Origin of the sequence: Ferrovibrio terrae (assembly GCF_943371255.1) — a bacterium.
Taxonomy (GTDB): Bacteria; Pseudomonadota; Alphaproteobacteria; order Ferrovibrionales; family Ferrovibrionaceae; genus Ferrovibrio; species Ferrovibrio terrae_B.
This window is the reverse complement of the sequence record NZ_CALRUC010000035.1, coordinates 26,292-37,074: the sequence shown is the minus strand read 5'-3', so window position 1 is coordinate 37,074 and position 10,783 is coordinate 26,292. Positions and strand designations below refer to the sequence as shown.

General features: G+C 64.0%; 12 protein-coding genes and 1 pseudogene. 5 read left to right on the top strand and 8 right to left on the bottom strand.

Annotation, left to right across the window (positions count from 1 at the left end):
• The 4 genes and pseudogenes from AAG799_RS09870 to AAG799_RS09855 all read right to left on the bottom strand — a co-directional run.
• A pseudogene (locus AAG799_RS09870) lies at window positions 1–356 on the bottom strand (protein-methionine-sulfoxide reductase catalytic subunit MsrP); the annotation flags it as partial.
• Window positions 357–498: 142 nt separating this feature from the next.
• Window positions 499–978: a Dps family protein gene (locus tag AAG799_RS09865; protein ID WP_341895659.1), complete on the bottom strand. Its 480-nt coding sequence runs from the start codon at window positions 976–978 to the stop codon at window positions 499–501.
• A 155-nt stretch (window positions 979–1,133) separates the two neighbouring features.
• Window positions 1,134–2,210 (bottom strand): methylated-DNA--[protein]-cysteine S-methyltransferase, encoded by a 1,077-nt coding sequence (locus AAG799_RS09860; protein ID WP_341895658.1) that lies wholly within the window; start codon window positions 2,208–2,210, stop codon window positions 1,134–1,136.
• A 78-nt stretch (window positions 2,211–2,288) separates the two neighbouring features.
• Window positions 2,289–4,085 carry an acyclic terpene utilization AtuA family protein gene (locus AAG799_RS09855; protein WP_341895657.1) on the bottom strand — a complete coding sequence of 599 codons (1,797 nt, stop codon included), beginning with the start codon at window positions 4,083–4,085 and terminating at the stop codon, window positions 2,289–2,291.
• Window positions 4,086–4,200: 115 nt separating this feature from the next.
• On the opposite strand from AAG799_RS09855, the gene AAG799_RS09850 reads away from it, so the two are divergent.
• The 3 genes from AAG799_RS09850 to AAG799_RS09840 are packed head-to-tail and all read left to right on the top strand — an operon-like array spanning window position 4,201 to window position 6,135.
• Complete coding sequence (locus AAG799_RS09850) at window positions 4,201–4,959, top strand: ComF family protein (protein WP_341895656.1); 759 nt, start codon at window positions 4,201–4,203, stop codon at window positions 4,957–4,959.
• 43 nt (window positions 4,960–5,002) lie between these two features.
• A complete protein-coding gene (gene grxC, locus AAG799_RS09845) occupies window positions 5,003–5,263 on the top strand; it encodes a glutaredoxin 3 (protein WP_341895655.1) in 261 nt (86 codons plus the stop codon).
• Window positions 5,264–5,280: 17 nt separating this feature from the next.
• Window positions 5,281–6,135 (top strand): carbon-nitrogen hydrolase family protein, encoded by an 855-nt coding sequence (locus tag AAG799_RS09840; RefSeq protein WP_341895654.1) that lies wholly within the window; start codon window positions 5,281–5,283, stop codon window positions 6,133–6,135.
• Here the strand turns inward: AAG799_RS09840 and AAG799_RS09835 are convergent.
• From AAG799_RS09835 to AAG799_RS09825, 3 genes are read right to left on the bottom strand one after another with little or no spacing between them, the layout of a single operon-like run.
• A complete protein-coding gene (locus AAG799_RS09835) occupies window positions 6,093–6,923 on the bottom strand; it encodes an inositol monophosphatase family protein (RefSeq protein WP_341895653.1) in 831 nt (276 codons plus the stop codon). The genes AAG799_RS09840 and AAG799_RS09835 overlap by 43 nt on opposite strands.
• Before the next feature lie 53 nt (window positions 6,924–6,976).
• Window positions 6,977–7,522 carry a GNAT family N-acetyltransferase gene (locus AAG799_RS09830; protein ID WP_341895652.1) on the bottom strand — a complete coding sequence of 182 codons (546 nt, stop codon included), beginning with the start codon at window positions 7,520–7,522 and terminating at the stop codon, window positions 6,977–6,979.
• The gene (locus AAG799_RS09825) at window positions 7,519–8,037 is read right to left on the bottom strand and encodes a class I SAM-dependent methyltransferase (protein ID WP_341895651.1); all 519 of its coding nucleotides are present in this window, start codon (window positions 8,035–8,037) and stop codon (window positions 7,519–7,521) included. Before AAG799_RS09825 ends, AAG799_RS09830 begins: the two co-directional genes overlap by 4 nt.
• Before the next feature lie 115 nt (window positions 8,038–8,152).
• On the opposite strand from AAG799_RS09825, the gene AAG799_RS09820 reads away from it, so the two are divergent.
• Window positions 8,153–8,572, top strand: coding sequence for a DUF1178 family protein (locus AAG799_RS09820; RefSeq protein WP_341895650.1), 420 nt, complete (start codon window positions 8,153–8,155; stop codon window positions 8,570–8,572).
• Window positions 8,573–8,588: 16 nt separating this feature from the next.
• Here the strand turns inward: AAG799_RS09820 and ubiG are convergent, their stop codons facing one another.
• Entirely contained in the window at window positions 8,589–9,332 is a 744-nt protein-coding gene (gene ubiG / locus AAG799_RS09815; RefSeq protein WP_341895649.1) for a bifunctional 2-polyprenyl-6-hydroxyphenol methylase/3-demethylubiquinol 3-O-methyltransferase UbiG, read from the bottom strand.
• 166 nt (window positions 9,333–9,498) lie between these two features.
• On the opposite strand from ubiG, the gene AAG799_RS09810 reads away from it, so the two are divergent.
• Window positions 9,499–10,719 (top strand): aspartate kinase, encoded by a 1,221-nt coding sequence (locus AAG799_RS09810; RefSeq protein ID WP_341895648.1) that lies wholly within the window; start codon window positions 9,499–9,501, stop codon window positions 10,717–10,719.
• Window positions 10,720–10,783 lie beyond the last annotated feature (64 nt).

Genomic DNA, 10,783 nt, shown 5'->3' with positions numbered 1-10,783 from the left:
ATCTCTTTCGCCACCATGCCGTCGATCTTCACCTGCCAGGGCTTGATGGTGAGCGCCTGTGCCGGCTTGACGATGTTCTTGGTGGTGCCGAATTCGTAGAAATTATTGTAGCTGGTGGCGACCTTTTCCTCGGTCATGTCGCGGCCCAGTTCATAGGCCGGATTGCGCTTGGCCGGGTAGAGTTCGGCTGCCACCGCAGTGGCATCGGCGGCGGCGAACGCGGGACGCCAGCCTGCACCGGCTGCAATACCGGCGGCACCCATGCCAAGCAGCAGTTTGCGGCGATTGAAGAACACCGATTCCGGGGTTGCCTGGCTTTCCGGCAGTTCCCAACCGCGACGTCGCTTGATCAGCATGTTTTGCACTCCGTTCAGAACTCTGGTTCGGAAATCCGGCCGCAACCAGCAGGGTTAACCTAGCGGGTCGCGGACCGGCTTCCAATCAAGCTTCGGTGAGACGGAGCGAAACGTTACAGAGGCAGGCCGAAAATTCCGGCGCTTACTTCTTCTCCAGCAGGCTGCGCAGCATCCAGGCAGTCTTTTCATGGATCTGCATGCGCTGGGTCAGCAGGTCGGCAGTCGGCTCGTCCGACGACTTGTCGACGACCGGAAACAGCGCACGCGCGGTCTTGCTCACCGCCTCGTTGCCCTTGACCAGATCCTTGATCATGTCCTGGGCGCCCGGTACGCCGGTCTCTTCCTTGATCGAAGACAGCTTGGCGTATTGCGCATAGGAACCCGGCGCATAATGGCCCAGGGCGCGAATGCGTTCGGCGATCAGATCGACCGCCAGAGCCAGTTCGGTGTACTGCAGCTCGAACATGGTGTGCAGGGTCTGGAACATCGGGCCTTCGACATTCCAGTGATAGTTATGGGTCTTCAGATAGAGCGTGTAGGTGTCGGCCAGCAGGCGCGACAGACCATCGGCAATCTTTTTGCGTTCTTTTTCGGCAATGCCGATATCGACGGCGACAGCCATGGGGCTACTCCTTGGTTTGCGGTTCCGCTTCGTTAATTTAGAACTATTCCAATGGTCTGCAAGTTCCCTTGCCATGCAAAGCTATCATGGCGGCCGGAATCTGCGCCGATTGAAGCGGAAATGTATTGCCGCAGGATGTCGCAGTTGTTGCGCTGCTATTCGGCTGGTTCCAGTGCCACGCCTTCGCCGCTCAACAGCTTTTCCTTGCGTTCCAGGCCCCAGCGATAGCCGCCCAGGCCGCCATCGCTGCGCAGCGCCCGATGACAGGGCACCAGCACGCCAATGATATTGTTGCCGCAGGCCGAACCGACCGCGCGCGCGGCCTTGGGCGCGCCCAGGCTCTGCGCGATCTGCTGGTAGGTGCGGGTTTCGCCCGGCGGAATGGCCTGTAATGCCGTCCAGACACGGATCTGGAATGGCGTGCCGCGCAGATCCAGACGTAACCCCTTAGGCGGTTCCCGGCCAGCCAGCATGGCCTCCAATGCCGCGAAGGCAGCCTTGCCGGCGGCATCGTCGCGGTCGATGCGGGCGGCGGGGAATTCATCGCGCAGTTCGGCCAGCATCACCTTTTCGGTATTGCCGAACAGCAGTGCGGCGACGCCGCGTGTGCTTTCCGCTACCAGGGTCGAGCCCATCAGCGTGCGCCGGATCGCCACCGTCAGGGTCAGGCCTTCGCCACCACGGCGATAATCGGCCGGCGTCATGCCCAGCCAGCGGCCGGCCTTTTCATAGACCCGGCTGGCGGCGCCGAAACCGGCGCCATAGATCGCATCGCTGACGCCACTGCTGTGTCGCAGTTCGTGTTTCAGCGTCGCGACACGTTGCGCCTCGGCATAGGCGCGCGGGCTCAGGCCATAGGCGGCGGCAAAGCGGCGCTGCAGATGGGTGGCACCCATATGGGCTTCCTTGGCCAGCTGGACCAGGGTGGGAGTCGATTCACCGGCGGCCAGCCGGCGGTCGATCAGCAGCCGTGCGCGTTCCAGCCGTGCATCGGCCTGTGGCGCGCGCTCGGGGCGACACCGTTTGCAGGGGCGGAAACCGGCGGCTGTTGCGGTTTCGACATCGCTGAAGATGCGCACGTTCTCCCGCTTGGGTGCGCGGCTGACGCAGGAGGGCTGGCAGAACACCTTGGTGCTGGTCACGCCATAGAGGAAGCGGCCGTCGAAGGTGGTGTCATTGCCGCGGATGGCGGTGAATTCTATATCGGTGGGCAGTCGCTGTGTCTGTGTCATGGCGAGGAAGATAGGGCGTCCGGCCAGGGTCCACTATCCGCCTTTTGCGCAGCGATTCCTACCGCTCAGACCCACAGTTCAGATTGTCCAGTCCGCCGGCACCGGCACCGGGAAATCCAGCAGCATCTGGGCAAAGGCCTTGCCCTGCGGGTCGTTGCGCAGGGACGCGATGCCGCCGCCGCCCAGCGCCTGATGCAGCAGGAAATTCAGCCCGTTGATGCCGGGCCATTCAAAGCGCTCAACCGGGCCGTCCACCAGATGGGCAAACCAGCCGGCGACCGCCTCCACAGTCAGCGCGGCGCGGATCGCCGGCAGATATTCGGGCTTGCGGGCGATCACGCCGATATTGCTGTCATTGCCCTTGTCGCCAGAGCGGGCATAAGCCAGCCGCACCAGCGGCACGGTTTTGCGTGATCCGGCGGGGAGTGCTGTCCGGTCCGGCTGCCCGGCCGCCGCGCCTTCAGCGCTGCCGGCGATCAGCGGTGCATCGAAAGGTTGGGCATTGCCGTCGGTATCGAGCGAAAGCGGCAGAGCAGCTTTGGCAATGAAGCAGGAATACAGCCGTACCACCGGTTGCGGCGATGGCCGGCCGCCGAAGAATCCCGTCGTGCCCGGCGAGAAGGATGTGCCGGCCGGGGCGATCTCGCGGGCGAAGATTTCCAGTGCCGTCTTTTCGGCATGACTGACCGCCAGTTTCATCACCACTTCACGGCTGGCGCGTGCCCCGTCACTGGCCTGCAGGCCATACATCGCCTCAGAGCCGAGGATTTCGATCGAGGTGGCGCGATAGTCAGCCAGCTTCATCATGGCAAAGATCTTGCGCGTGCGCTTGAGGATCGCCTCGGCGCTACGTTCGGCCTTTTCGCGCGCGTCGATGCCGCCGATGGTCATATGCGCCACGGCGCGGAAGCCATCCAGATAGGTGGCCGAAACCTTGTAGCGGTCCGATGGCGGCCGGCCTTTGGCATTCGACACGCGCACCCGGTTGCCGCCCAGATCCTGGATTGTCACGGCGGTGAAATCGCAGGTCACATCCGGCAGTTTGTAGCAGGCCGGATCGCCGATCTCGTAGACCAGCTGTTCCGCCACGGTGCCGAAACTGACCAGGCCACCGGTGCCCTTGGGCTTGGTGACCACGAAACTGCCGTCTTCGGCAATCTCGGCGATGGGATAGCCGATATTGTCCCAGTCCGGCACATCGCGCCAATCGGTGAACAGCCCGCCCGAGGCCTGCGCGCCGCATTCGATGATATGGCCAGCTAGGCTGCCGCCGGCCAGCCGGTCGAAATCCTCCAGGCCCCAGCCGAATTCATGCAGCAGCGGGCCGAGGCAGAGCGCGGAATCGACGCAGCGGCCGGTGATGACGATATCGGCGCCCGCCTTGAGTGCAGCCGCAATCGGCGCGGCGCCGAGATAGGCATTGGCTGACATGAAGCGCGCCGGCATCTCGGCATCAGCCTCCATCGGTTCAAGTCTGGATTTGAGTGTTTCGATCTGCGGCAGCAGGTCGTCACCCAGCACGACACCGACCTTGAGTGACAGTCCGGCATCGCTAATCATCGTGCGGATGGCGGCGGCACAGGCAGCGGGATTGACGCCACCGGCATTGGCGACAACCTTCACCTTGCGCCGCGCCAGTTCGGGCAGCAGGCGCCTCATGGTGACGGTGACGAAATCGGTGGCATACCCCTGCGCCGGGTCTTTGGCGCGGATGCGCGCCATGATCGACATGGTGATCTCGGCCAGATAGTCGAAGATCAGGTAATCGACCTCGCCCTGCGCCAGCAGTTGCGGCGCCGCCACCATGGAATCGCCCCAGAAGGCCGATGCGCCGCCGATGCGGATGGTCTTGCCGCTCCCCATACTGCCGCTCATGTGTCGTTTCCTCTGCCCGCTTTTTCTGCCACCATAGCCAGCATCGGCAGCGCCGTCATGCCTGACGCTGCGTCATACCCGGGTATCCATGCTGGCAAGTAACGATATCCCTGCCTTGCACGCACTTCGCCATGGCTGGCGCAGAGTCTGGCGCAGTGGTGTTGATGCTTTGCTGCCGCCGCAATGTATGCTGTGTACGGCGCAGGTCGACGAACCCGGCCGGCTCTGCCTCGATTGCTGGCCCAGTGTCAGCTTCATTGCCGAGCCCTGTTGTCCGGTCTGCGGCATTCCCTATGCCATGCCGGTACCCGATGGCCTGATCTGCGGTGCCTGCCTGAAGGACCCACCGCTCTTTGGCCGGGCGCGTGCGGCTTTCATCTATGCCGGCGGCGGTCGCGATCTGGTGCTGCGGTTCAAGCGCGGCGATCGTACTGATCTTGCCCCCGGCCTTGCCGCCCTGATGCGGATGGCCGGTGCGCCGCTGCTGGCCGACTGCGATGCCATTCTGCCGGTGCCGCTGCACCGCTGGCGCCTGTGGCGGCGGCGGTTCAACCAGTCGGCCCTGCTGGCCCAGGCACTCGGCCGGGCCAGCGACCGGCCGGTGTGGCTCGATCTGCTGGAACGGCCGCGGGCAACCCAAAGCCTCGGCCGGCTCAACCGCATGGCCCGGCAGCGGGAACTGGCGGGCGCCATCCGTGTTGCCCCCGGGCGTGCGCAGGATATCCGCGGCCGGCGCCTGCTGCTGGTGGATGACGTTTTTACCACCGGGGCGACGGCGAAGGCCTGTTGCCGCGCCCTGCGCCGGGCCGGTGCCGCCGAGGTGACGGTCCTCACCCTGGCCCGGGTTGTTCGGGCGGAGCAGGGCGCCATATAATCGGACATGACAAGCGAGGGGCGCTCGCTTAAAGGACACTGCCATGGCCCAGATTGAAATCTACACCACTTTCATGTGCCCCTATTGCGCGCGCGCTAAGGCGCTGCTCGACAAGAAGGGCCAGAGCTACAACGAGATCGACGTTTCCTACGACGCCGCCAAGCGCGAGGAGATGACCCAGAAGGCCGGCGGCCGCCGCACGGTGCCGCAGATCTGGATCAATGGCACGCATGTTGGCGGGTCCGACGATCTCTACGCGCTGGAGCGCGAAGGCAAGCTCGACCCGCTGCTCAACGCAGCCTGAAACAGGAAAGCACCGGCATGGCGCACAAGGTGAGGATCGGGCTGGTACAGCCCAATATCTGGGATGACATGGATGCCAATATCGCTCATGTCTCCGCCCTGGTGCGCAAGGCCAAGGCTGACGGCGCCACGTTCATCGCCACGCCGGAGAATTCCGGCTTCATGGGACTGAATGCGGCGGCCAGTGTCGCTGCCGGCCGGCCGGAGGAAAGCCATCCGGCGCTGCAGGCCTTCCGCAAGCTGTCGGAAGAGCTGAGCATCTGGCTGCTGGTGGGCTCGCTGGCGATCAAGCCGGAGGGCGCCAACCGCAACTTCAATCGCTCGTATCTGCTGGCGCCCGACGGCCAGATCGCGGCACGTTACGACAAGATCCATCTCTTCGATGTCGATCTGCCCTCTGGCGAGACCTATCGTGAATCCAATTCGATCGCGCCGGGCGGGGAGGGTGTGCTGGCTGCGCTACCGTTTGGCACGCTCGGCATGTCGGTCTGCTATGACCTGCGTTTCCCTGGTCTCTATCGCGGCCTTGCCCAGGCCGGCGCCGACCTGATCTCGATTCCGGCCGCGTTCACCCGCACCACCGGGCAGGCGCACTGGCATGTGCTGATGCGCGCGCGCGCCATCGAAACCGGCGCCTTCGTGATCGCGCCCGCCATGTGGGGCGATCATCCCGGCGCGCGGCAGACCTATGGCCATTCGCTGGTGGTCGATCCCTGGGGTCGCGTGCTGGCCGATATGGGGGATGGCGTCGGCGCCAAAGTGGTGGAAATCGATCTGGCCGAAGTGGCCAAGGCACGCGGCCAAATCCCCGCCTGGCGCCACGATCCGGCTTATACGCCGGCGCGCAGCCTGACGGGTCGCGCCGCGGAATAGAGCGGTAGATTGACACCCATCGCCTGCGCAAACGGCGTCCACAGCGCCGGTGTCAACATCAGCACCGGCTCGGCCTTTTCCAGACCGCCAGCCTCATAGTCGTTGGTGAGGCCACCGGCCTCGCGCACCAGGATCAGGCCGGCCAGCGCGTCCCAGGCCTTCATCTTCAGTTCGTAGAAGCCATCCAGCCCGCCCGAAGCGGTCAGCGCCATCAGCAGCAGCCCGCTGCCAAGCCGGCGATACTGGCAATGGGCACCCAGCAGGCGATCGATGATCGCCGCGTGCGGGCCCGGTGCCTCGCCATGGCCATAGCCGATTCCGATGCAGGCGCGGTCGAGCAGCAGAGTATCACTCACCGAGATCGGCTTGCCGTTGCAGAAGGCGCCATGGCCGTGGCGCGCGGTATAGAGCTTGTCGGCCACGGCATCGTAAATCAGGCCCAGTTCAATGCGGCCTTCCACCATCAGCGCGATGGCGACGCACCAGTAGGGCAGGCCGCGCACGTAATTCGCCGTGCCGTCGATCGGATCAATCACCCAGAGCGCATTGGTATCGCCGCCGCGGTGGCCGCGTTCCTCGCCCAGGATACCGTCATGCGGAAACACGGCCAGCAGGCGCGAGGCGATCAGGTCTTCGGTCTCGGAGTCTGCCTGGCTGACAAAATCCTGCACGCCTTTCAGCTGGACCACCAACTCGCTGCGGTTGTCGAAAAAGCTGCGCGCCAGTTTTCCGGCCTCGCGGATCACCTGGCTGGCATGCTGCAATCGGTGTTCGATATCGATCATCATGGGCCGGATGCTACGCCTCGGCACGCGGCGACCCAACAGCTAATTGGTAAAATTTACGCTTGCACACTTTCCGTTTGCAACGTGTTCCAGCTTTCGCGCGGCAGGTTGAACCAGCTCACGGTTTTTTCCCAGATCGGGCCTTCGCCGGTATAGGTGAAGCCGAGTTTCGTCAGCACGCGTTGCGATCCCCGGTTTTCCGGGGCAGTGAGCGCGATCAGCGTCTCCAACCCGGCACGGTCAAAGCCAAACTGCAGCGCCGCCCGACCGGCCTCACTGGCCAGGCCGCGCCCCCAGGCGGTCTTGGCCAGCAGATACAGCAGTTCGGTCTGTTCTGCCTCCGGCACCCAGCGCAGGCCGCATTGCCCGAGCAGTCGGCCGCTGGCGCGGTCCTGCAGGGCCCAGACGCCATAGCCGCGGCGATCCCAGTGGTCGTTGAAATTGTGGATGTTGCTTTTGGCACGCTCCTGCGCCTGGGCGCGCGGCAGGCCGCGTCCGGGCAGCATGTGGCGCATCACCTGATCGTCGGCGTAAAAGCGCGCCAGACCTTCAAAGTCGCGGCCTTCGAAGCGGCGCAGCAGCAGACGCTCTGTCTCGATCATGCGGGTTTCACGGCACAGATACGCTGCCGGACCGCATTGGCTTCCTCGCCCTGCTCGAAGGCGCGGATGTCGAAGGCAGTTTCGCGGCACCAGTCCAGCAGTTCATGAGGCATGAGCAGGAAATCGGGATTGCTCGGCTTGCCGAAGCGCTCGTTGCCCTGCATGAAGGTCTCGTAGATCAGCATGCCGCCCGGTGCGATGGCCGCGATCAGCCGCTGCATCAGCGGGCGCCACAGATAGTTGGTCACCACCAGGGCAGCGAACTGGCGCTGACCCAAAGGCCAGGGGCCGGTCTCGATATCGGCTTCGATCAGCTCGGCGGCCGGATTTGTCTTCAGGTCGACGACGCCGGCCAGCGTGCGGTCCAGGAAGACCACCGGATGGCCACGGTCGAGAAACAACCGTCCATGGCGCCCGCCGCCACAGGCAAGGTCGAGCACGCTGCCACCGGCTGTTACCAGCGGTGCGAAACGTACAACCCAGGCCGAGGGTGTGGTGCTACCGGCTGGCTGCACGCCCTCCCGATTTCCCCCCGGAAATCGCCCCCTTGTTGCGCCGCCGTGACAGCCCCATGTATAACCTGTTGCAGTATCTGGAAGAGTCCGGCACAGGCCGAATCACCGAAGCGCCATGATCAAGTACGAACTGAAATGCCGCAAGGACCATGTCTTCGAGGCGTGGTTTTATGACAGTGCCACCTACGACACACAGGCGGCTGGCGGCAAGGTCGTGTGCCCGGTCTGCAATTCGCGCAAGGTGACCAAGGCGCCGATGGCGCCGCGCATCGGCAAGTCGAAGAGCGAGGTTGCCGTCGCCGAAGCCAAACAGCAGGCCATGGCGCTCAAGGCGCTGGCCGAAATCCGTGACCATGTCGAGAAGAATGCCGATTATGTCGGCGACCAGTTTGCCGAAGAGGCGCGCAAGATCCATTACGGCGAAGTGGACAAGCGCAGCATCTACGGCGAGGCGACCAAGGAAGAAGCCAAAGAGTTGGTCGAAGAAGGTGTCGAGGTCGCCATGATCCCCTGGCTGCCCAGAGGAGATGCCTGACTGTGGGAAGCGTAAGTCACGCGTCTTTCACTGCCACCATCATGTAATTCACATCGGTATCGCGGCCGAGTTTCCAGCGGTCGTTGAGCAGGTCGTAGGTGACGCCCACCACCTCCTGCAGTGTCAGCCCGGCGCGACGCAGGCCGCCGGCCAGTTCATGCGGCTTGAGAAATTTCTTCCAGTCATGAGTGCCGCGCGGCACCCAGCCGAGGATGTATTCCGCCGCCACGATGCCAAGTGCATAGGATTTCGGCGTGCGGTTCAGCGTGGCGGCAATGAGAAGCCCGCCGGGCTTCACCATCTGGCCGCAGGCCTGCAGAAAGCCCTCCAGGTCGGCGACATGCTCCACCACCTCCAGCGCCAGCACCACGTCGAACTGCTCACCCGCGGCCGCCAGGGCCTCGGCGCTGGTGCAGCGGTAGTCCACGACCACATCGGCCTCGGCGGCATGCAGGCTGGCAACCCCGATATTGCGTTCGGCCGCATCGGCGCCGACCACCTGGGCACCCAGCCGGGCCATGGGTTCGGAGACCAGCCCGCCGCCGCAGCCGATATCCAGCAGTCGAAGTCCCTCCAGCGGGCGATTCCCCAGGGGGTCGCGACGGAAATGTGTTGCGATGCAGTCGCGAATAAACCCCAGCCGGACCGGGTTGAATTTATGCAGCGGCCGGAACTTGCCCTGCGGATCCCACCATTCCGCCGCCATGGCGGAAAAACGGGCGATTTCGGCGGGGTCGATACTGGCGGCAGACTGGGTCATGCGGCGACTCGCTGGGCCCCGACAAAGGGCTAAGGAAACAGGGGATTTTTCCACTCCGGTCGGCTTGCCCCGGGGCGGTCCCGAGAGTATTAAGTACCCGCCTTTTAACCGGCAAGGTTCACGCTGGTAACTATCGACAACGAACAGTGAAATAGGATCGAGCGACATGGCGCGCTTGGTGATGAAATTCGGCGGCACATCGGTCGGTTCGGTTGACCGGATCAAGAATGTGGCTGCCAAGGTGAAGCGCGAGGTCGACGCCGGCAACCAGGTTGCCGTGGTGGTGTCGGCCATGTCGGGCGAGACCAACCGTCTGGTCGACCTGTGCAAGCAGATCGACCCGGTGCACGACCAGCGGGAATACGACACCGTCGTGGCCGCCGGCGAGCAGGTCACCACCGGTCTGGTCTCGATCGCCCTGCAGGCGGCTGGCGTGAAGGCCCGCTCCTGGCAGGGCTGGCAGGTGCCGATCCGCACCAACGACATGCATGGCCGGGCCCGCATCGAGGACATCGACGGCACCGCGATGCTGAAGGATATGGCTGCCGGCGTGGTGCCGGTGGTGGCGGGCTTCCAGGGCGTTGGCCCGGGCGAGCGCATCGCCACCCTGGGCCGTGGCGGTTCGGATACCTCGGCAGTGGCGCTGGCCGCCGCGCTGAAGGCTGATCGCTGCGATATCTATACCGATGTGGACGGCGTATACACTGCCGATCCGCGCATCGTGAAAAAAGCCCGCAAGCTGGATAAGATCACCTACGAGGAGATGCTGGAACTGGCCTCCCTCGGTGCGAAGGTGCTGCAGACCCGTTCGGTGGAAATGGCGATGAACCACCGGGTCCGCACCCAGGTTCTGTCGAGTTTTGCCGATGTGGCCGGCACGCTCGTAGTGGATGAGGAAGAGATCGTGGAAAAGCAGATTGTCTCCGGCGTCACCTATTCCGCCGATGAAGCCAAGGTCACCCTGATCGGCGTTGCCGACCGTCCCGGTATTGCCGCCGGTATTTTCGGCCCGCTGTCGGATGCCGGCATCAATGTCGACATGATCGTCCAGAACATCTCCGAGGACGGCAAGAAGACCGACATGACCTTCACCATGGGCCGCAGCGATCTCGATCGCGCCGTGCAGATCCTGGAGAAGCAGGAAAAGAACCTCGGCTGGGCCAAGCTGGTGCCGGACAAGAACGTGATCAAGGTATCCGTGGTCGGCGTCGGCATGCGCAGCCATGCCGGTGTGGCGCATATCATGTTCAAGGCGCTGGCCGACAAGAACATCAACATTCAGGCGATCACCACATCCGAGATCAAGGTCAGCGTGCTGATCAGTGCCGATTACACCGAACTGGCGGTGCGCGCCCTGCACACCGCTTTCGGGCTCGACGCCGAATGAAGACGGAGGGCCGATGCGGGGAGGGCAAACCACACCAGCCTCTCCGGTAACTGGTAACGGAGAA

Bases quoted from the DNA above. Each gene is read 5' to 3' on its own strand.
- AAG799_RS09865 (WP_341895659.1), bottom strand. From the start codon at position 978: ATGGCTGTCGCCGTCGATATCGGCATTGCCGAAAAAGAACGCAAAAAG.
- AAG799_RS09860 (WP_341895658.1), bottom strand. From the start codon at position 2,210: ATGACACAGACACAGCGACTGCCCACCGATATAGAATTCACCGCCATC.
- AAG799_RS09855 (WP_341895657.1), bottom strand. From the start codon at position 4,085: ATGAGCGGCAGTATGGGGAGCGGCAAGACCATCCGCATCGGCGGCGCA.
- grxC (WP_341895655.1), top strand. From the start codon at position 5,003: ATGGCCCAGATTGAAATCTACACCACTTTCATGTGCCCCTATTGCGCG.
- AAG799_RS09840 (WP_341895654.1), top strand. From the start codon at position 5,281: ATGGCGCACAAGGTGAGGATCGGGCTGGTACAGCCCAATATCTGGGAT.
- AAG799_RS09835 (WP_341895653.1), bottom strand. From the start codon at position 6,923: ATGATGATCGATATCGAACACCGATTGCAGCATGCCAGCCAGGTGATC.
- AAG799_RS09830 (WP_341895652.1), bottom strand. From the start codon at position 7,522: ATGATCGAGACAGAGCGTCTGCTGCTGCGCCGCTTCGAAGGCCGCGAC.
- AAG799_RS09820 (WP_341895650.1), top strand. From the start codon at position 8,153: ATGATCAAGTACGAACTGAAATGCCGCAAGGACCATGTCTTCGAGGCG.
- ubiG (WP_341895649.1), bottom strand. From the start codon at position 9,332: ATGACCCAGTCTGCCGCCAGTATCGACCCCGCCGAAATCGCCCGTTTT.
- AAG799_RS09810 (WP_341895648.1), top strand. From the start codon at position 9,499: ATGGCGCGCTTGGTGATGAAATTCGGCGGCACATCGGTCGGTTCGGTT.